The 20,668-nt window shown below is 71.9% G+C and carries 15 protein-coding genes; 3 read left to right on the forward strand and 12 right to left on the reverse strand.

Annotated elements, in window-relative coordinates:
• The 9 genes from NNW99_RS33225 to NNW99_RS33265 all read right to left on the reverse strand — a co-directional run bounded on the left by NNW99_RS33225 (position 1) and on the right by NNW99_RS33265 (position 14,612).
• A complete protein-coding gene (locus tag NNW99_RS33225) occupies positions 1 to 1,539 on the reverse strand; it encodes a right-handed parallel beta-helix repeat-containing protein (protein WP_215122841.1) in 1,539 nt (512 codons plus the stop codon).
• Between the two features lie 8 nt (positions 1,540 to 1,547).
• Positions 1,548 to 3,494, reverse strand: a complete 1,947-nt coding sequence (locus NNW99_RS33230) for an alginate lyase family protein (RefSeq protein ID WP_215122842.1) — start codon at positions 3,492 to 3,494, stop codon at positions 1,548 to 1,550.
• Complete coding sequence (locus tag NNW99_RS33235; RefSeq protein WP_215122843.1) at positions 3,491 to 5,662, reverse strand: bi-domain-containing oxidoreductase; 2,172 nt, start codon at positions 5,660 to 5,662, stop codon at positions 3,491 to 3,493. Before NNW99_RS33235 ends, NNW99_RS33230 begins: the two co-directional genes overlap by 4 nt.
• Positions 5,659 to 7,575, reverse strand: coding sequence for an asparagine synthase (glutamine-hydrolyzing) (gene asnB / locus NNW99_RS33240; protein ID WP_215122844.1), 1,917 nt, complete (start codon positions 7,573 to 7,575; stop codon positions 5,659 to 5,661). Before asnB ends, NNW99_RS33235 begins: the two co-directional genes overlap by 4 nt.
• A 3-nt stretch (positions 7,576 to 7,578) precedes the next feature.
• Positions 7,579 to 9,105 (reverse strand): Wzz/FepE/Etk N-terminal domain-containing protein, encoded by a 1,527-nt coding sequence (locus tag NNW99_RS33245; protein ID WP_215122845.1) that lies wholly within the window; start codon positions 9,103 to 9,105, stop codon positions 7,579 to 7,581.
• The gene (locus NNW99_RS33250) at positions 9,102 to 10,469 is read right to left on the reverse strand and encodes a Wzz/FepE/Etk N-terminal domain-containing protein (RefSeq protein WP_215122846.1); all 1,368 of its coding nucleotides are present in this window, start codon (positions 10,467 to 10,469) and stop codon (positions 9,102 to 9,104) included. Before NNW99_RS33250 ends, NNW99_RS33245 begins: the two co-directional genes overlap by 4 nt.
• A gap of 10 nt (positions 10,470 to 10,479) precedes the next feature.
• Positions 10,480 to 11,745 carry a glycosyltransferase family 4 protein gene (locus tag NNW99_RS33255; protein WP_215122847.1) on the reverse strand — a complete coding sequence of 422 codons (1,266 nt, stop codon included), beginning with the start codon at positions 11,743 to 11,745 and terminating at the stop codon, positions 10,480 to 10,482.
• Positions 11,735 to 13,060: a nucleotide sugar dehydrogenase gene (locus NNW99_RS33260; protein WP_215122848.1), complete on the reverse strand. Its 1,326-nt coding sequence runs from the start codon at positions 13,058 to 13,060 to the stop codon at positions 11,735 to 11,737. The genes NNW99_RS33255 and NNW99_RS33260 overlap by 11 nt, the downstream gene beginning before the upstream one ends.
• A 73-nt stretch (positions 13,061 to 13,133) precedes the next feature.
• Positions 13,134 to 14,612: a sugar transferase gene (locus NNW99_RS33265; RefSeq protein ID WP_215122849.1), complete on the reverse strand. Its 1,479-nt coding sequence runs from the start codon at positions 14,610 to 14,612 to the stop codon at positions 13,134 to 13,136.
• Positions 14,613 to 14,991: 379 nt separating this feature from the next.
• Here NNW99_RS33265 and NNW99_RS33270 point away from each other — a divergent pair, with 379 nt between their 5' ends.
• Positions 14,992 to 15,555, forward strand: coding sequence for a dihydrofolate reductase family protein (locus NNW99_RS33270; protein WP_215122850.1), 564 nt, complete (start codon positions 14,992 to 14,994; stop codon positions 15,553 to 15,555).
• Here NNW99_RS33270 and NNW99_RS33275 read toward each other — a convergent pair.
• Genes NNW99_RS33275 through NNW99_RS33285 form a run of 3 tightly spaced genes read right to left on the reverse strand, consistent with a single transcriptional unit; the run spans position 15,552 to position 19,908 of the window.
• Positions 15,552 to 16,451, reverse strand: coding sequence for an LLM class F420-dependent oxidoreductase (locus tag NNW99_RS33275; RefSeq protein ID WP_215122851.1), 900 nt, complete (start codon positions 16,449 to 16,451; stop codon positions 15,552 to 15,554). The genes NNW99_RS33270 and NNW99_RS33275 overlap by 4 nt on opposite strands.
• 46 nt (positions 16,452 to 16,497) lie before the next feature.
• Positions 16,498 to 19,065: an ABC transporter permease gene (locus NNW99_RS33280; protein ID WP_215122852.1), complete on the reverse strand. Its 2,568-nt coding sequence runs from the start codon at positions 19,063 to 19,065 to the stop codon at positions 16,498 to 16,500.
• 3 nt (positions 19,066 to 19,068) lie between these two features.
• Complete coding sequence (locus NNW99_RS33285; RefSeq protein ID WP_215122853.1) at positions 19,069 to 19,908, reverse strand: ABC transporter ATP-binding protein; 840 nt, start codon at positions 19,906 to 19,908, stop codon at positions 19,069 to 19,071.
• Positions 19,909 to 20,044: 136 nt separating this feature from the next.
• On the opposite strand from NNW99_RS33285, the gene NNW99_RS33290 reads away from it, so the two are divergent.
• The gene (locus NNW99_RS33290; protein ID WP_184599608.1) at positions 20,045 to 20,284 is read left to right on the forward strand and encodes a toxin-antitoxin system HicB family antitoxin; all 240 of its coding nucleotides are present in this window, start codon (positions 20,045 to 20,047) and stop codon (positions 20,282 to 20,284) included.
• A gap of 4 nt (positions 20,285 to 20,288) precedes the next feature.
• A complete protein-coding gene (locus NNW99_RS33295; protein WP_193482191.1) occupies positions 20,289 to 20,663 on the forward strand; it encodes a fic family toxin-antitoxin system, toxin component in 375 nt (124 codons plus the stop codon).
• Positions 20,664 to 20,668: the final 5 nt, after the last annotated feature.

Consider the following 20,668-nt stretch of genomic DNA (forward strand, 5'->3'; position numbering starts at 1 on the left):
TCAACCACCCTCCCGTGCGCGGAAGGTGCTGCCCGCGTCCTGCCGGTACGGCGTGCCCTGCCACTGCCCGGAGTCGAGCACCCGGCTCGGGTCGTGGGCGACGAACTTCCACGGTCCGACGTAGGTGTTGTCGTGCCAGCGGTTGTGCTGCTCGCGGGTGATCGCCTCCGCCACCCGCTCGCCCTGGTAGGGCGACCAGTCCGGATAGGTGCCGTAGTTGGCCAGCACCGCCATGCGGTCGCACTTCGCCGTGCACCCGACGACGGACGGGTCCAGCACGAAGCGGTTGTGGTGGATGTCCACCCGCTGGGTCTTCCATCGGCAGTCGGCGTAGAGCGGTGCCCTGGCGATCCCCGGCCGCGCGCAGCGGTCGGTGTCCTTCACCAGCAAGGTGCAGTCACCGGACGAGGTGTTGGCCGGGCTGTTGCAGAACCGGTCGGCGTTCTCCCACAGGGTGATCCCGGACCAGTTGTTCTCCAGCACGTTCCGGTAGATCTCGATCTTGTCCGTGCGGGCACGGATGCGGGGTTCGCCGCCGGACTCGGACAAGTAGACGGTCGCGAAGGGGAAGGTGTCGCCGCGGTCGGCGGACCTGCGGCCCTCGACCCGGTTGTTCCGGCGGATCGTGTTCTTCCGGATGACCGCGTTGTAGCTGGTCTCGTAGATCAGCGCGGCGCCGTCGTTGGCCTCCAGCACATTGTCCTCGATGCGGAAGTCGTTGTTGTTGGTGTCCGCCCACAACCCCGCTCCGCGGTTGTCGTGCACCCAGTTGCCGCGCACATCGGCGCCGTCGACGGCCCAGAACTTGATGCCTCCGGTGCAGCCGCAGCCCTCCCGCCGCCGCTCCCAGTCGTCGGTGTTGTTGCCCGTGATCTCGTTGCCCTCGACCACCAGGCCGCTGATACGGCCCTTGGCCTTGTACGCGTTCATGCCGTACTGCCCGTTGTCGCGCAGGCAGCTGGCCCGGACCCGCTGGCGGGCACCGGCCATCAGCCCGGCGCCGGAGTTGTTCCGGATCGTCGCGTGCTCGATCACCCAGCCGTCGGCCGAGTCGTGGTTGACCACGCCCTCGTTGTGCGGCGCGACGAACCCCCGCACCGTCAGATGGCGGATGGTGACATCGCGGGCGGTGCCGCCGAACGCGTACTGGTTGGTCCTCCGGCCGTCGAGCACCGCACCCGGCGCCCCGAGGTAGCGGTTCCCCTTCTTGGGGATGACCTGGGCGTAGCGGTCCGGCTCAAGCCGGTGCTTGCCCGGCCGCAGCCAGAACGTGGTGTTCGGCGGGTTGCTCTTGGTCTTCGCGGCCAGGTCGCCGGTCACCGAGGGGTCGACCGTCACCGCGCCCGCCGGCGCCTTCGCGGGCCCGGCCGCGGGATGGGCGCACACCCGGGCCACGGAACGGGCCGTGGCCGCGGACGTGGACGGCGCGGTGCCGGGCTCCGGCCGCGCGCCCGGCGTGCTGTCACAGCCGGTCACCGCCAGCAGGGCCAACGCCAACGACACCGCCGGTAACGCCCGGTGCGGCCATTTGATCCCCACGCGCCCCCCTAGCCGTGGAACGTGAGGACGGTGGTGAACCCCTGCCCGCCGTCGGCGAAACCGGAGCCGACCAGCGTGGTGGAAGGCTCCTTGCGCCCGAAGCCGGCGGAGTACCAGCCGAGCGGCGGGTCGGTCTCGCCGCGATGCGCCCGCCAGGACAGCCGCCCGGGCAGGTCCAGCGTCGCGGAGCGGTCCTCGCCGTCCCGGGTCCAGGTGAGCACGGCCCGGTTCCCCACCAGGTCCACGACGATCGCCGGGCCGAGGTGGAACGCCAGACGCACGGCCCGGCCCGGGCCGCGCACCTCGTCGACCACCCTCAACTCCCGGCTCTCGGCCGTCAGTTCCACCCGGCGGCGGTGCACGGAGCCCTGGTAGCCGTCGTGCTCGGCGCTCCAGCGGGCCACGCCCTCATCGGCTGTGTCCACGACCAGGACACGGCTGCGGGCCTGCCGGGTCCACAGGAACGGCCCGCCGGAGACGGACTGGTCACCGCCGTCCAGTTCCAGGGTGTTGTGGCCGAGGGTCGACCGGAAGTACCGCCGCCACTCGGGCTGCCCGTGGTAGCAGTACGTCCCCGGATCGGCGAGCACGTCGACCCCGTCGAGCCGGACCTCCAGGGACAGCGCGTCCGCGTGAGCGTGCGCGGCGATGGACAGGAACCCGTGCGGACCGCCGTCGCAGCGGCACCAGATCTCCCCGGGGCCGCGCAGGACGGTCATGCCCGCGTCGGCGAAATGAGCCGGCCGGCTCGCCGGACGGGCGGTCACCTTCGTCGTGTACGGCTCGATGAGCGCGGCCAGGAGCGGGGTGCGCACATCGGTGCCGGTCACCTCCGGCCACCAGGCGAGCCGCCCGAACACGGCGTCCCCGGTGGCCAGCAGCGACCCCCAGCGGTCGGTGCCCGAGCCGTCCACGACCAGCCCGTGCCCGTCGTCCGCGTCCCCCTGGCGCGGCGGCCGCAGCCGGTTGTCCACGACGGCCGCGAGCGCGTCGGTCATCCGCAGCAGCACCAGCCGGATCGTCGCGGGGACCGGAACGCGCGCGGCATCCGCCTCGGCCAGCGCGGCCAGGCCGAGCTCCAGCACCAGTCCGTGATACTCGGTGGCCAGCTCGCGATTGAGGCCGGAACGGAAGGTGTTGCCGCGCAACTGCCGCTCCAGCGACCGCAGCGCCTCGGCCCGCCAGCGCGCCGAGGAGGGGAACCAGCCGAACGCGCACGCCGCCGCGAACTGCCCGGCGGTCTCGGCGATGACGTGGTTGTTCGCCGAGGAGCCCCGGCTGGGGAAGGCGGCCAGCCAGCGCTGGTGGTGCCAGATCTGGTTCAGCGCCACCGGGTTGTTCTCGAACAGCCCGGCCGCGCCCTGCCAGCCGTCGAGCAGCCGGCGGATCCACACCCAGGACAGCAGCCGGATGCCCAGCTCGATGCCGCTGATCCAGTGCACGCCCCGCAGCGGCGGGTTGGCCGTCCACCACGACCGCAGATGCGCGGCCACGCGCTCGGCGTACCGCTCGTCCCCGGTGATCGCGTAGGCCGCGGCGAGCACGGTGAGGTACTGGTGCCGGGACGGCTCCCAGATCTGCTTGATGTCCCCGACCGCGTCCTCGCTGCGGTACGGCACGTCGAAGGCGTAGCCCCCCGGCGCCCGGCGCCCGGTCTTCGGGTCGTGGCACCAGTCCGGGTCGGCCAGGTCGTCGCGGTCCACCCCGAAGTACGTGGCGTGCCCGGCCATCAGCAGGTCCGCCTCGGCGACGAGACGCTTCGCGGCGTCCGGCGGCACCGAGTCGATCGTCCCGGCGGGCAGGCGGGCCGTGAAGCGGGCGCCGGTCACGCTCGGGCAGTCCGGCCGCGCCGACCGCCACAGCCGTCTGCGCACCACGTCGGCCGCCCGGCCGCCGACCTCCCGCGGTCCCATCCGGGACAGCCGCCGTAAGTACCAGCCCGCGGTCATGGTCATCGCGTCCTCGCCAACGTCACCGGCGCGCCGCCGGCCAGACCGGCCCGCACGGCGAGAGTGGCCGACGTGGTGGCGACCAGTGACTCGAGCGGCACCGGCATCGGCCCGCCGGTCCGCACGGCCCTGACGAACGCGGCCAGCTCGGCGTTCTGCCCCTTGTCCCGGGCCTTGGGCAGCCGCGAACTGACCCACCGCTCGGGGCCGTGGACCGAGGCACGGACGAAGTCGTCGAGCCGCAGCACCTTGCCGTCCGCGACGAGGTCCAGCGTCTCCTTGGGGAAGCCCGGTGCGCCGGTGGTGACGTAGCTGATGGTGGCGGTGGACCCGTCCGGATAGCGCAGCACGACCTGCAGATCGTCGTTGCCGGGCGTGGCGAGGGCGTACACCGAGACCGGGTCGGCCCCGAGCAGCCAGCTCGCCGTGTCGATGAAGTGCCCGCCCTCGCCCTCGAACCGCGAGCCCTCCGTGCCCTGTCGGAGATACCAGCTGCCGTGCTGCAGCCGGCCCGCGTTGACCAGGTAGCGCAGGCTCGCCGGGCCGGTCCGGGCACCGAACCGCGACGTGGCCTCCTGCAGCAGCGGCGCGAACCGGCGGTTGAAGCCCACCTGCAGCCGGTCGTTGCCCGACTCCTCCACCGCGGCGAGCACACCGGCCAGTTCGTCCTCGGTGAGCGCCAGGGGCTTCTCCACGAACACGGCCTTGCCGGCCAGCAGCGCCCTCCGGGTCAGCTCGGCGTGCGAGCTGTGCCGGGTGACCACGAACACCGCGTCGATCGACGTGTCGCCGAGCACCGCGTCGAGATCGGTGGTCGCCTCGGCGAAGCCGAACTTCCGCTGCGCGTTGGCCCCGGACAGCGCGGTCGTCGTGACGACCGTGGACAACTCCACGCCGTCGCGCCCGGCCAGATGCGGCAGCAGCATCGACGTCGCGTAGTTCCCCGCGCCGACGAACGCCAGGCGCACCGGCGTCCTGGATGCACGGGCCGGACTCCGCTTCACGGTCACCGAAGGAACGGCCACCACCGGAGCCTCGGCTTCCACCGCCTGTTCGGGATACCGGAACAGCACGGCCACGGCCTTCAACTCGCCGTCCTTCAGACGCTGGTACGTCTCGACGGCGTCATCGAAGTCGGCGACGTGGGAGACCAGGGGCTCCACGTCGACCCTGCCGCGGGCGGCGAGATCGAGGAAGCACGCCAGATTGCGGCGCTCGGTCCAGCGCACATAGCCGATCGGGTAGTCCCGGCCCTCCAGCTCGTACTCCGGGTCGTAGCGGCCGGGGCCGTAACTGCGGGAGAACCGGACGTCGAGCTCCTTCTCGTAGTACGCGTTCCACGGCAGGTCCAGGCGGCACTTGCCGATGTCGACGACCCGGCCGCGGTCCCGGCAGAGCTGGGCGGCCAGCTCGACGGGCTGGTTACTGCCGCCGCCGGCGGCCAGATATACCTGGTCCACGCCGTGACCGTCGGTGAGTTCGGCGACGGCGGCTTCCACGGCCGCCGACTCGGGGTCGCCGCAGGCCGCCGCGCCCAGGCGCTCGGCGAGTTCGCAGCGCACCGGGTCGGGGTCGACGCCGACCACCCGCACCCCCGAGGCGGTGAGGAGCTGCACCACCAGCTGCCCGATCAGCCCGAGGCCGATGACCAGGGCCACCTCGCCGAGCTGCGGCTCGCCCTGGCGGACGCCCTGCATCGCGATCGACCCGACGGTGCCGAAGGCCGCGTGCCGCGGCGCGAGGCCGTCCGGCACCGGGACATAGAGGTTCTTCGGCACCCAGTTCAACTCGGCGTGCAGCGCGTGCTCGTTGCCGGCGCAGGCCACGAGGTCGCCGGCCTTCACATCGTCGACCCCGGCGCCGACCTGCTCGACCACCCCGCACAGCGAGTAGCCGAGCGGCGTGTAGGAGTCCAGCTTGCCCATCACCTTGCGGTAGGTGGCGGGCACCCCGTTGGTGGCCACGCTCTGCATGACCTTGGCCACCTGGTCCGGCCGGGAGCGGGCCTTGCCGAGCATCGACATCCCGGCCTCGGAGACCTTCATCATCTCGGTCCCCGTGGAGATCAGCGACCAGGCGGTGCGGACCAGCACACCCCCCGGCTTGCACCCCGGCACCGGCACGTCCAGCACCGCCAGCTCGCCGCTCTTGTAGTTCTGTACGACCTGCTTCACTCAAACTCCCCAGAAGTCGCGCCGCGGTACCAGTACTCGAGGGTCAGCACATGCCATAGATGCTTGGAGAAGTCCTGCTGCCCGGCGGCGTCCTCGGCGACCATCCGCCGCAGCGCGTCCCGGCGCAGGAACCCGGAGCGGACGAGCTCGCCGTCGTTGATCACCTCGCGCACCAGCGGCGCGAGATCCCGGCTCATCCAGGCCCGCAGCGGGGCGCTGAACAGGCCCTTGGGCCGGTAGACGATCTCCGTGGGAAGGATCGAGGTGGCCGCCTCCTTCAGCACGGCCTTGCCCTGCCGGCCGACGATCTTGCGATGGCCGGGAAAGGCGAAGGCGGCCTTCACCACCTCGACGTCCACATACGGCACCCGCACCTCGGTCGACGCGGCCATGCTGGAGCGGTCGGTGTAGGCGAGGTTCAGGCCTGGCAGGAACATCCGGGCGTCGCCCAGGCACATGCGGTTCACGAAGTCGTCGAGGTGGTTGTCCTCGTAGACGTCCCGGTGCTCGGTGAGCACGTCGTCGACCGTGCCGGCGAGATCCGGGTTGATCAGGCCGAGCAGCTCGTCCTGGTCGTACATCGTGTAGCTGCGCCGGAACGCGGCCTCCTCCGGCAGATCGGCGAAGGACAGGAATCGCTTCGCGAACCGCACAGAACGCAGCCCCCTGCGGCTGGTGGCGACCGGCAGCCGGTCCACGGCTGCGTACACCCCGCGCCGCACAGGTCGCGGAACCCGCTGATAGCGCAGGGCGAGCACGTTGGCCAGATGCTTGCGATACCCGGCGAACAGCTCGTCGGCGCCCATCCCCGAGAGCATCACCTTGACCCCGGCCTCCCGGGCGGCCTGGCAGATCAGATACGTGTTGATGGCGGCTGGGTCGCCGATCGGCTCGTCCAGGCTGTACGTCATCCGCGGCAGCAGATCGAGCACGTCCGGGGCGATCTCGATCTCCCGCAGGTCGACGCCGAACCGCTCGGCCACCTGCCGGGCGTAGCGCAGATCGTCGGGCATCGCCTCGAACTTCGCGTCCTCGGCGCGGAATCCGATCGTGTAAGCGGAGATCCCCGGTTGCTCGCGGGCCGCCAGCGCGGTCAGATAGCTGGAGTCCAGTCCGCCGGAGAGGAAGGTCGCCACGGGCACGTCCGAGAGCATGTGCCGCCGCGTCGACTCCTCGACGATGGCCGCCAGGTCCGGCAGCTCGCCGCCGCGGGCCCGCTCCCGCCCCTCGGCGGCGACGTCCTTCAGGTTCCAGTACCGGCCGCGCTCCACCCGCCCGTCGGGCCGGCACCTGAGCCAGCTCCCCGGCGGCAGCTTCTCCGCCTCACGGAACGCGCACCGTGAGTCCGGCACCCAGTAGTAGAGGAGCGAGGCCACCAGCGCCGCGTGGTCCACCTCCAGCGATCCGCCGGTGGCGGCGGCGAGCGCCTTGAGCTCGGAGGCGAACACCAGCCCCGCGCCGCGCCGGAGCAGGAACAGCGGCTTGATGCCCAACTGGTCGCGCGCGAGGACCAGTTCACCGGTCCGCTCGTCGAAGATCCCGAACGCGAACATGCCGCGCAGCCGGGGCAGACAGTCCGTGCCCCAGCGCCGCCAGGCCTCGAGCAGCACCTCGGTGTCGGAGGTCCCGCGGAAGCGCACCCCGGCGGCGGTCAGTTCGGCACGCAGCTCGGGCGCGTTGTACAGCTCGCCGTTGTACGTCAGGACGAGGCCGTCCGAGACCATCGGCTGGGCGCCGGTCTCCGACAGGTCGATGATGGCGAGGCGACGGTGCCCGAGGTGCACCTCGCCGTCGCCGGCGGGGTGGCTGTAGCGGCCCGCCCCGTCCGGACCGCGGTGGGCGAGGGTGTCGGTGAGCCGGTCGGCCACGATCTTCCCGTCCGGCCATCGGTATATGCCTGCGATGCCACACATGTCCTACCGTCCCTCCTGGTCGCTGTCCGGGACGCCCGCCGCCCGGATCGGCAGCCGCTCCGTCCGCCGCCGGGCTGTCCCGTTCTGCCGGGCGGGCATCTCGTCGGGGCCGCGCGGCGCCGGGTGCGGGCCGTCCCACAGGGTGCCGTCGGTCCGGTCACGCGGATCGGGGTCGATCAGCACCACGCCGAGCACCGAGATGCGCTGGTCCGCGAGCTGCCGCGCCACGGTGTGCAGCCACGCCGCGCTGCCGTGCCCGGCGCGGACGACGAGCACGGTCCGTGTGCCGAGGTACCGGAGGTCGGTCCACGCCGTGCCGGGTGTCACCGAGCCGACGCCGAGCCGGAGTTCCCGAGGTGACCCGGCCGTCGCCTCCTCGCCGCTGATCACGGTCGGGTCTCCCGGTTTCGGGCGGCGGCCCGAGAGCTGCCGGCCGGGCAGACCGTCGACGACGGCCACCGGCCCCTGTGCCGCCAGTGCCCCGGCGAGGTCGAGGGCGATCGCGCTCGTGCCGCGCGCACAGCCCAGTTCCAGCAAGGACAGCGGTTCCGCGGAGCCGCGCACGGCCCGGGCCAGGGTCGTGGTGAGCCGTGCGCGGGTCGCCCGGGTCCGTCGGCGCCGCCACAACCTGGCCCGCGCCGTACGGGGCAACTCCGCGATGACCGAGGCGCCGAGGTTCGCCGCGATGTCACGGCGCAGCACGGGGCGGTCCGCCACCACCGTGCCGACCGCGGCCACCGCGAGCCCGAGGACGAGCCCGAGGACCAGTCCGATCGCGGCGTCGGTGGCGGCGGTCCTGGGCAGCGAGTGGCGCACCGCGTGCGGGGCGTCCACGATCTGCGTGCCGGCGACCAGCTGGGGCGTGCCGATGCGCGCCTCCGCGGCGCGCTGGCCGAAGTCGGTGATCCGCGAGGTCAGTTCGGCCCGGCGGGCGAAGAGCGACTCCATGTCCGCCGACGCCTGCGGGTCGCTCTGCGGCGGTCCGTCCCCGATCGCCTTGTTGACCTGGGCGAGTTCGTCCCGCATCCGGTCACGCTGGTCGAGCAGGGTCTTGGCCTCGGCGTTCGCGGCTTCCTGTATCCGCTTCACATGGTCGGCGACGAACGCCTCGGCCAGCGCCTCGGCACGGGCCACCGCCTCCGCGTCGCTGTCACCCGTCGCGTTGATCTGCAGCAGGTTGTTGGTCAGGCCGACACCCTCGTAGTCCCGCATGAAGTCCTCCGGTTTCTCCGGGGACCCGAGGGAGCGCAGTGCCTTGTCGGCGATCCGCGTGGTGCGCAGCAGCTCCACGTCGGTGCGGATCAGCGTGCCGGGGTCGTTCGGCTGGTCCTCCTGATGCGCGACCAGCACCTTGGTCATCGCGGTCGGCGGTGGCGGCAGCAGGATCGCCACCGCCGCGCCGACGAGCAGCCCCAGCAGCGCCAGGGAGCCCCAGAGGCGGCGCCGCCTGCGCACCGCCACGACCAGTGCCTGCAGGTCCAGCAGCGGAGCGGGGGCCGACGGCTCCGATGTCGTACTGGTCGTCGTCACACCGAACCTCCCGCCGTGCCGTCGCCGACCGCGAGCGCGGGTGCGGCGGTATCCCGGGGACGTCCGGCGGATCGCGCCGGCCGGGCCCGGACCGTGCCGACCAGGACGATGCCGACGACCTCGTGCCGGGCGTCCGCACACGCCTCGGCGATGCCCGACAGCTCTCCGGCGGTCCGGCTGCCCGCGCTGAGCACGACCAGGGCCCCGGACTCGTGGCCGCGGTCGGGCACCACCGGCTGGGACACCGAGACCCGCACCACCCGCAGCCGCGGATCGCCCTCGGCCTCGGCGACGAGCTGCCCGGCGGCCCGGTGGGCGGTCTCGTCGCCGTCCGGGACGACGACCAACAGCTCTCGAGGAGACGGGACTCGCTCGCGCAGGCGGGCGCACACCCGCCGGTAGCGGAGCCGCATCCCGGCCTCGTCGCCGGACGTCTGCGGACTCGGCAGGTCCCACCGGACGTCGACGCCCAGCAGCCGGCGGATCCGGGCCCGCGGGCCGTCGTCCTCGGGCCGGTGCGCGGGCGGTTCGGCGGGAACGTCGACGGTGCCCAGCGGCGCCGAACCCAGCGCCGCGGCGATCTCCGGTTCGCCGCGCAGCCGGCTGCTCATCCGCGCGGCGGTGAGATGGCCGATGACCGCGAGCAGGAAGAACAGCAGCGCTCCGCCGACGACGAGCTGCGTCCTCGTCGGCGGTGCCTCGCCGTCCGGCCGGGCCGCGGGCCCCATGACGACCATGTTGGCCTTGCCGGCGGCCGGGTCGGCCTCGTCCAGCTTCTTCATGGCCTCCTGCAGCGTGGTGCGCAGCTTCGCCAGCTCGGTGCGGGTCTGCACGCTCTCCACGGTCCGCCCCGGATCGGCCGCGTCGGCCAGCTCGGTGATACGACGGCTGGTCTGCACCACCAGCTGCCGCAGCGCCTCGGGCCGCGCCGCCGCCTCGGAGTCGGTGTCCTCGCCCGCGATCCGCGCGGCGAAGGCGACGAACTGCTGGGCCACCTGGTCGGAGAGCCGCTGCGCGCGCTGCGGGGTGTCGGCCGTGCCCGAGATCTCGATGATGTTCCCGTCGGCGGCCTCGGCGCTCACCCGGTCCCGCAGTTCGCCGCCGTCGACCCCGTCCCAGCCGAGTGCGGCGGCCGCACGGTCGACCACCACCGAACTGCTGGCGATCTGTGCCTGAGTCAGCAGCTCGCGCTCCTCCCACGCGCCCGGCAGCAGCACGGATGCCGACGTCGTATAGCGCGGGGGAAACAGCAGGGAGGTGCCCAAGCCGACGAGCGCGCCCAGCACGGCGAGGAAGAGCAGAAGCCGCGCACGCCGACGGATAATCCGCCCGATCGTGACCAGGCGTATCGTTTCATCGTTCAACTGTGCTGCCTCATCCCTGCCTGTTACGGGTCGTCCGCGACACCGGAGCGTGGTCACGGCAGGCAGCGGCGTAGGCGGCGAGCAGCGACGCCTGCGAGTTCCGCCAGGAGAGCGGCCCGCTGATCCGCTCCTGGCCGATCTTGCCCATCCGGGCCCGCTGCTCCGGGTCGTCCAGCAGCAGCGCGATGAGCCGGGCGAACTCCGCCTCGTCGTTCGCGGGCGCGTAGACGGCCGCGTCACCGGCGGAGACGCGCGCCTCCCGGAGGTCGAACGAGACGAGGGGCCGGCCCATCGCCATGTACTCCAGGACCTTGTTCATGGTCGACACGTCGTTGAGCGGATTGCGTGGGTCGGGGGAGAGGCACACATCGGCGGTGGACAGGTAGCGCACCAGGTCGGCGTCCGGAATGCGCCCGGTGAACTCCACCTGCTCGGCGAGCCCGAGCCGCCGCGACAGCTCCACCATCGCGTCGAAGGCGTCCCCGGCCCCGACGAACACCGCGTGCCAGTCGGTCCGCCCGACGTCGTCGCGCAGCTTCGCCAGGGCCCGCAAGGCGTAGTCCACGCCGTCCTGAGGGCCCATGACGCCGAGGTAGCACAGCAGATGGGGCTTGCCCCGCTTCAACTCCGGCTCCGGCGGTACCGGTCGGAAACGGTCCGTCGCGGGCGCGCTGCGCACCACGAAGACGTCCTCCGGCCGCTTTCCGCCCCGGCGCACCGCGACGTCCCGATAGCTCTCGTTCGTGGCGAGCACGATGTCCGCGGCCCGGTACGTCAGCCGCTCCAGCGCGCACACGCCGCGATAGAGCAGATCCTCGCCGCGGTCGAACCGGGAGAGATACAGCTCGGGCACCAGGTCGTGCTGGTCGAAGACGAACCGCGCGCCGCGCCTCTTCATCCACAGGGCCGGCAGGAACAGCAGGTCGGGCGGGTTGCAGGCGTGGACGACGTCGACCGGGCCGACCTTCCGGGCCAGCCGGAGCGTGTGCCACAGGGCCGTTCCGTACTCCCGCAGATAGCCGGCCGGTCCGCCGGTGGCCGCGCGCAACGGGTAGCGATGGATCCGCACCCCGTCGATCACCGCCTCCGGCTCCGTGTCCCGCTTGCTCCCCCGGGGGCAGATGACGTGCACCTCCCAGCCCGCGTCGCGCAGCGTCGTGCACTCCTGCCACACGCGCCGGTCGAACGGCACCGACAGGTTCTCCACCAGGACCAGCGCGCGCCGGTTCGTCCCGTCGCCGCCGGCCGTTTCACTGAACGATGTGTCACCAAGCAAGGCCCACGTACCCCGGTTCGGCCCGGCGCGCCTCGGCGTCGGGAAGGCGGATGAGGTCGACGATCACCGGGCCGTCACCATGGGGCAGCGCCGAGATCACGGCCGGATCGCTGCTCCCGACGAGGCACACCTCGGCGTGCTCCAGCACCTCGTCGACGGAGTCCGCGAGCAACTGCGCGAGGTGCGGCAGCCGGGTCTCGATGTACTCGCGGTTGGCGCCGATCAGCCGGGACAGGCTCACATTGGCGTCGTAGATCTTCAGGTCGTACCCCTTGCCGAAGAGCCTCTCCGCCAGCTCGACGAGCGGGCTCTCGCGGAGGTCGTCGGTCCCGGGTTTGAAGGACAGCCCGAACAGGCCCACCCGGCGTTTGCCGGTGCGCTCCACCAGGTCCACCGCGCGCTGCAGATGGTCGGAGTTGGAGGGCAGGACGTGGGCGAGGATGGGCACCGAGACATCGGCCCGCTGCGCCGCGTGGACCAGGCTGCGCAGGTCCTTGGGCAGGCAGGAGCCGCCGAAGGCGAAGCCGGGGCGCAGATAGGCGGGGCTGATGTTCAGCTTGCGGTCGGCCAGGAACACGTCCATCACCTGGTGCGAGTCCACCCCGAGCGCCTGGCACACCGCGCCCAGTTCGTTCGCGAAGCCGATCTTGAGGCCGTGGAACGCGTTGTCCGCGTACTTGATCGCCTCGGCCGCCGGGACCGGCACCCGGAACACCTCACCGGGCAGGCCCTCGTACAGCGCCGTCACGGCGTCGCCGCTCGCCGGGTCCAGTTCGCCGATGACGGTCTTGGGAGGGTCGAAGAAGTCCCGCACGCTGGTGCCCTCGCGCAGGAACTCCGGGTTGACGGCGACCCCGATGTCCACCCCGGCGGTGCCGCCGACGGACTTCTCCAGGATCGGCACCAGCAGGTTCAGGCAGGTGCCCGGGAGCATGGTGCTGCGGAACACGACGGTGTGCCGGACCCCCTGCTCGGCCCGCTCGGCCAGAGCGGCCCCGATCTCCTCGGTGACCCGCTCCAAGTACGTGGTGCACAGACTGCCGTTGGGCTCCGACGGCGTGCCCACACAGACCAGCGACACCTCACTGTCCATGATCGCTTCGCGGACGTCGCCGGTGGCGCGTAACGCCCCGGTCCGCACGACCTCGGCGATGAGTTCGCCGATCCGCTCCTCGACCACCGGGGCCTTGCCGTCGTTGACCAGGTCGACCTTCACCTGGTTCACGTCCACCCCGATGACCTCGTGGCCCATGCTGGCCAGGCACGCGGCCGACACACAGCCCACGTAGCCGAGCCCGAAAACGCTGACTCTCATGACGCGTTCCTCCCCCCAGGCAGGCCCCGACGGCCTGCGATCCGCGCGCCGGCCCATTGACGGCCCCCGCGCATCAGTACGCCCCCTGCCCGTGCAGCACCGCACGCAGCGTCTTCCACAAGATCACTGTGTCCAGCGCGAGCGACCAGTCCTCCACGTAGCGCAGGTCCAGCCGGACCGCCTCGTCCCACGACAGGTCGCTGCGTCCGCTGATCTGCCACAGGCCGGTGAGCCCGGGCTTGACCAGCAGCCGCCGCCTGATGTCCGGCCCGTACGCCGCGGACTCCTCCGGCAGCGGAGGCCGCGGGCCGACGAGCGACATCGATCCGGTGAGCACGTTGAACAGCTGCGGCAGCTCGTCGAGCGAGTACCGGCGCAGCACCGCCCCCACCCGGGTCACCCGCGGATCCCGGCGGAGCTTGAACAGCAGGCCCGCGCCCTCGTTGCGTTCGGCCAGTTCGGCACGGGCGCCGTGCGCCCCCGCGACCATGGTGCGGAACTTGAGGATGGTGAACTCGCGGCCGTCCTTGCCGACCCGGCGCTGGCGGTAGAACGCCCCGCCCCGGCTGTCCATCAGCACGAGCAGCGCGACGCACGCCATCAGCGGCGCGAACAACATCAGCAGAAACGTTGCGCCTATCCGGTCGACGACCCCCTTGACCGCCCGGCGGCCGCCGGTGAAGGCCGGCATGCTGACCCGCAGCAACGGGATCCCGAGCACCGCGTCGACGTGCAGTCGCGGGCCGGCCACCTCCATCAGCACGGGGGCCACGACCATCTCGGCGTCGCTGCCCTCGAGGTTCCAGGCCAGCCGCTGCAGCCGGTCCGGTGACCAATGCGGGTCCGGGGTGACCGCGACGACCCGGTAGCCGTCGCGGCTGACATGGCCCGCGACGTCCGTCAGCCGGCCGACGACCGGCACTCCGTCGAGCTGATCGCCGTCCGGCCCGAGCCCGTCCGTCGTGCACACCGCGTCCACCCGCCAGCCGAGGTGCGGGAACTTGCGGGTCCGGGTGATCAGGTCGTGCACGGTGGCCGGGCTCCCGGCGGCGAGCACCGGTCTCAGACAGCGGCCCTCTTTACGCTGCTTGTGCAGCCAGAGGCGCAGCAGATACCGCGCGGTCATGGTGACGAGCGCGATCGCGGGGATCGCGACGAAGATCCAGAGCTTGATGTTGCGCGAGGTGAGGGCGATACCGCCGAGGGCCAGTACGACGGTCGCCGCGAACAGCGAGCGTCCGAGCCGGCGGAATTCCTCAGCGCCCTGGCCGAGTACGGCCGGCGCCCACGCCCGGCCCACCGCGAGCGCCCCCAGCACCAGCAGCTCGGTGCCGAAGGCGAGGATTCCCCACTTCTCGTGCCAGTTGGCCGCGTCCCGCGCCCCGAAGAAGTTGCCGATCGCCGCCACCACGAAGGCGGTGGCCACGGTATCGGTGGTGATCACGGTACGGCGGTACCGCTGCTCCCAGTCGATCGCGGGCTGATCGATCGCCCCGTCCGCCAGACGCCCGCGTGCTGACGGATACGGGCTGGCTAATCCCCCTTGCCGCACAGAACCCCCCAGGTCCCCAGTGGCTCGACGTGCTCGCCCGACACTGTTCCTCCCCCTCCGGGAGGCCCCCGCCTCCCGCGCCGTTCTCCCCCGGGGAGGCCCCCGCCTCCCTCGTCGTGCGCATGACATTCCAGCGCTCGCAGGGCTGCCTGAACAGCCCGCCCCGGCGGCAGCGGATTCGCCCGTCCCACCGGCTTGGTACAGCGTTGGACCTATTGATCATTAAGGGTCGCCTCGTGCCCGAACAGCTGAAGCACGGTCAATCTAGACCATCGGGGCCAGTATGGAGAGAGGGTGTGTGCAATTTGTGTTCAAGCTTTGAGGGTGGATACATCGATCGGCGGCCGCCGGTCGAACCCGATGCCGAGGAGGACTGCTGATGCGCAGCGTGACCTATTCGATGAACGTCTCTCTCGACGGCTACATCGTCGGGCCGGACGGCGGCTTCGACTGGAGCGTGCCCGGCGAGGACGTCTTCCGCTTCTGGATCGACGAGATCCGGGACGTCGGCGTCCACCTGATGGGGCGGCGGCTGTACGAGACGATGCTCTACTGGGAGACCGCCGAGCAGGATCCCGCGCTCGACGACGCGGGGCGCGAATGGGCAGCGCTCTGGAACCCGCTCCCCAAGGTGGTCTTCTCCACCACCCTGTCGACGGTGGAGGGGCATGCCCGCCTGGCCTCCGGCGGCGTGGCGGAGGAGATCGAGCGGCTGCGGGCCGAGCCGGGGGAGGGCGAGATCGCGATCGGCGGCGCGACGCTCGCCGCCGAGGCCGCCGCGTCGGGCCTGATCGACGAGTACCGGGCCATGGTCTACCCGGTGCTGGTCGGCGGCGGCATCTCCTTCTTTCCCCGGAACGAGCGCCGGGTGGATCTCGAACTCGTGGAGACCCGCACCTACAGCTCGAACGTCGTCTACCTCCGCCACCGCGTGACGCGCTAGCCGGCTCCACCCTCTCGCAACCGCGCGATGACCGGCGCGAACGCCTCCATGTACGGCTCCAGGACGGTCAGATACGTGAAGCCGTAGCGCTCGCGCCGGGCCAGGACCTGGGCGGTGATCTCGTCCGTCGTGCCGACCAGGGTCACCGGAAGGTCCAGGACCTCATCGGCCGTCAGACCCGGTACGCGGTCCAGCAACGGCTGGATGGCGGCCTCGCGGTCCTCGGTGCCGATCACCACCTGCACGAGCAGGTTCAGCTCGGCCGGCTCCGCGCGGCCCTCCGCGAACTTCAGATACCGCGCCACCCGCTCTTCGAGGTCGTCCGGGCTGATCGGCGTCAACTGCCCGGTGGTGCTGCCGGGTGCCGTGCGCGCACCCGTGAACGCCGCTATGTCGGCGTGCTCGGCGGCCAGCCGCAGCATCCGGTCGCCGTTCCCGCCGACCAGCAGCGGTATCCGCGGGCGCTGCGCCGCCCGCGGCTGGTGTTCCTCGGAGGCCAGCAGCCGCTCCAACTCCTCCACGGTGCGCCGCAGATGGTCCACCCGCTCGCCCGGCGAGCCGAACGGCAGCCCGGCCGACTCGTGCTCGTCCCGTGCGTAGCCGGTGCCTATCCCGAGCTCCAGGCGCCCGCCCGTCAGCGCGTCCGTCGTCGCCACCTCGCGGGCCAGCAGCGCCGGGTTCCAGAAACCGGCGTTGAGCGTGAAGGTGCCGAGCCTCGGCCGCTCGGTCGCCTCGGCCGCCGCCACCAGCGCCGGGAAGGGCGCGGGCATGCCCAGATGGTCGGGGACGAGGATCACGTCGTAGCCGAGCTCCTCGGCCCGGCGGCACTTGGCGCGCCACTCCTCGCCAGGGGCGGCCGTGAGCATGTTGATTCCGAAACGGAACGGGCGCGGCATGAACTCTCCTCACCGGGAAGGGACTTGAGTGACTGCCGCGATTCCATCATTCGTGCGCGATGGCCGCCAGTACATTCATGCGCGATGCACGCAACGCCGGCAGCAGCGCCGCCACCACGCCCACCACCGCCGAGCCGATCACCACCGCGACGATCGTCCCCCACGGGATCGCCAGGGCCGTCATGCCCTGGAGCGCCAGCACCTGCTGCGTGCACACACCCCACACCAGCCCCAGCGCCAGCCCCAGGACCGCCCCGAACACCGCGATCACCACCGACTCCAGCCGGATCATCCGCCGGAGCTGACGCCGGGCCAGCCCGATCGCCCGCAGCAGCCCGATCTCCCGGGTGCGTTCGACGACCGACAGGGCGAGGGTGTTGACCACGCCGAGCACCGCGATGATGATCGCCAGCCCCAGCAGCGCGTACACCAAGTACAGCAGGACGGCGATCTGGTCGTGCACCAGCTGCTTGTAGTCGGCCAGGTCCCGCACCTGCACCTGCGGGTACGGATCCAGGGTCCGTTCCAGGTTCGCGCGCAGGTCGTCGTCGCTCGTGCCGGGGGTGGCGTTGACGTACAGCGCGGAGTCCTGCCCGCCCGGCGCGTACCGTTCCAGGGTGGCGAGCCCGAAGTAGAGCCCGCCCTGGGTGCCGAATCCTTCGGCGGAGTCCTGGTCGGTGAGGGCCCCGACCTTCAGCTCGGCCGTGCGTCCGCCCTGGAACTGAACCGGGACGGTGCTGCCCACCCGCACGCCGTGGTCGCGCGCGAAGTCCCGGTCCATGGCCAGGCGCCCGTCCGCCAGCGCCGCCGCCGAGTCCCCTTGCGCGTACGTGATGTTGGCGACCTCGTCGAGCCGCGGATCGTAGCCCGCCGCGGTCGTCTCCACCCGGTCGCCGTCCGGCAGCCGCACCGCGACCGGCGTGAACCGCCCCCGCACCACCAGGCCCACGCCGTCGGTGCCGCGCACCTCGTCGGTGACCTCCTTCGGGAACGGCAGGAAGTTGGTGTTCTGGATGACGTAGTCGGCGCCCAGCGTCTTGTCGATCTGCTGGTCGAACGACTTGGTCATCGAGGCGCTGGCCACCGACATCCCGCCCACCAGGGCGAGTCCCACCATCAGGGCCGCCGCGGTGGCCCCCGTACGGCGGGGATTGCGCAGGGCGTTGCGCTGGCTCATCCGGCCGATCGACCCGAACAGCGCGGGGAAGGCCGCGCCGAGCACCCGGATCACCGGGCGCACCAGCAGCGGACCGGCGATCACGGTGGCGATCAAGGTCAGCACGACACCGAGCCCCAGCAGGGACGCCGCCGACGAGGTCTGTCCGGACGCCGCGCACCCCGCGAGCGCCGCCGCCCCGGCCGCCCCGACGATCGCGCCCGCCACCGCGCGCATCCGCAGCGGCCGGCCCACCCCGGCGACCTCGGCGTCCGAGAGCGCGGCCATCGGCGAGACCCCCGCGGCCCGCCGCGCCGGAAGGTACGCGGCGACGAAGGTGACCCCGAGTCCGACGACGTACGCCGTCACGGGCGTCACCCAGCCGATGACCATCTCGCCGGCGTCGATGTTCATGCCGAGCAGACCCATCAGCTCGATGAGCCCGGCCGCCAGCCCGATGCCCGCCGCGAGCCCCAGCGTGGAGCCGACGAGGCCGAGCAGCAGGGCCTCGACGAGGACCGAGCGGCGGACCTGGCGCCGGTCGGCGCCGAGCGCGCGCAGCAGCCCCAGCTCGCGGGTGCGCTGGGCGATGAGCATGGAGAAGGTGTTGACGATCAGGAACACACCCACCAGCACGGCGATCCCGGCGAACCCGACCATCACGTACTTGATGACGTCGAGGAATCCGCCGAGCTGCTCGACGTCCGACTCGGCCTGCTCGCCGGCCGTCCTGAAGTCGTAGGTGTGCGCGCCCAGCGCGGCGGACACGCGCTGCTTGAGCTGTGCGTCGCTGACCCCGTCGGCGGCGTCGACCGAGATACTGGTGGCGCCTCCCGGGCTGCCCAGCAGTTTCGTCTGCGCGGTCCGGGTGTCGAAGAAGACCAGGGCGGCGCCGGGGTTGGTGGTGGTGAAGGTGACGATGCCGACGACCTCGACCTTGAACGACCCGGGCGGCGCGATCACGGTGAGGGTGTCACCGATCTTCACGTCCTTGCGGCCGGCGGTCTCCGAGTCGAGCAGCGCCTCGGCGGGGCCGCGCGGGGCGTGACCCGAGGTCAGCTCCACCGGGCTGCGCTCGGTCGGGTTCCAGGCGGTGCCGAGCGTGGGAGCCCCCGTGGTCGGGCCCACCGGCTCGTTCTTCTCGTCGGCGACCGTGAGGCCGTCCACGTCCACCTCGGCCCGCGCCGCCGCGACCCCGTCGACCTGCCGCACCCGTGCGGCGAGCGCGGCCGGCAGGGTGGCCGTCCGGCCGGAGGGCACGGCCTCGTCGAGGTCCTCCTTCGGGCTGACCGTGACATCGGCGGCGGTGGAGGCGAACAGCCGGTCGAACGTACGGCTGACCGTGTCCGAGAAGATCAGGCTGCCCGCGACGAAGGCGACGGACAGCAGGACGGCGAGCGCGGAGAGCAGCAGCCGCCCCTTGTGCGCCAGGAAGCTTCTCAGGGTCGCCTTGAGCACGGGTCAGTTCTCCTCGGCGGACGGCGTGTCCTCGGACCTCGCGGCGGACGGGGTGTCCTCGAACCGGGTGCGGATCGTGTCGAACCTCTTCATCCGCTCCAGCACGGCCTCCGCCGTCGGCCGCGGCATCTCGTCCACGATCCGCCCGTCCCCGAGGAAGAGCACCAGGTCCGAGTGGGCGGCGGCGCCCGGGTCGTGGGTGACCATGACGACCGTCTGGCCCAGCTGGTCCACCGCCTCGCGCAGAAAGCCGAGCACCTCCAGACCGGCGCGCGAGTCGAGGTTGCCGGTCGGCTCGTCCGCGAAGATCAGCTCGGGCCGCGAGGCCAGGGCCCGCGCACAGGCCACGCGCTGCTGCTGGCCCCCGGAGAGCTGCGACGGCCGGTGCTTGAGCCGGTCCCGCAGCCCCAGGGTGTCGATGACCTGGTCCAGCCACGACTCGTCGGGCTTCCGGCCCGCGATGTCCATGGGCAGGGTGATGTTCTCCAGCGCGTTCAGGGTCGGGATGAGGTTGAACGACTGGAACATGAACCCGATCCGGTCCCGGCGCAGCCGCGTCAGCTCGCGCTCCTTCAGCCCCGTGATCTCCGTGTCGCCGAGCCACACCTGACCGGCCGAGACGGTGTCGAGCCCCGCCAGGCAGTGCATCAGCGTGGACTTCCCGGAGCCCGACGGCCCCATCACCGCGGTGAACCGGCCCCGCGCGACATCCACGTCCACCGAGTCCAGCGCGAGCACGGCCGTCTCGCCCGAGCCGTACGCCTTGGTCAGACCGCGGGCGCGGGCCGCGATCCCGTCGGCCGACGCGAGGCCTGGGGCGTGCTCCGCAGCAGGTGTGGACAAGGCCGCCTCCTCGGGGTGGATGTCCGGACTTCGCCGTCTTGCCCGAGGGTAATGTGACGCGGCCCACACTCGGTATCCTCCGCGAGTCGGAGTCCCGGCCTTGCCGGTGCTAGCGGATCCGCGCTAGCGTCTAGGTATGGCGAAGACCCAGCTGAACGTGCGAGTCGACGAGGGCACCGCCCGAGCCGCCCGCGAACGCGCCCTGGCCCGCGGCATGAGCGTCAATCGCTACATCGAGGAGCTGGTCAGACAGGACACCGGCGAGGTGGGCCACACCTTCGTGGAGGCCGCCGCCGACTTCATGAAGCAGTACGAGTCCGTCTTCGCCGACGAATTCGGCGTCGACCGCGAGGGCACGCGCGAAGGTCGTCACTGATCCCTTGAACAACCTCGAGATCGATCTCGCCTGGCTGCTGATGCTCGCCGAGCACAAGACCCCGGGAGACCCCCAGGTCACCGACTGGGGAGCCCTCGTCGCCGCCGTCGCACGCCACCAGGCCGCCATATTCGACGTCCCTGTCTACGACAGCCCGCACGCCCGCGCCGCCGCGCTGCTCCAGCTCCTGATCCACGTCCCCGCGCTGGAACGCTCCAACGCCCTGTTCGCCTCCGCCGTCGCCTACGCGTACCTGGTCGCCAGCGGTGCCAAGGTCGTCACCTCACCCGAGCAGGTCCGCGACCTCGCCAAGCTGGTCAAGAGCGGTGAGGCGTCCCTGCGGGACATCGAGCAGGAGCTGCGGCAGTGGAGCCTGTGACGGTG

The sequence above is a fragment of the Streptomyces sp. CRCS-T-1 genome (assembly GCF_024442335.1).
Classification (GTDB): domain Bacteria; phylum Actinomycetota; class Actinomycetes; order Streptomycetales; family Streptomycetaceae; genus Streptomyces; species Streptomyces koelreuteriae.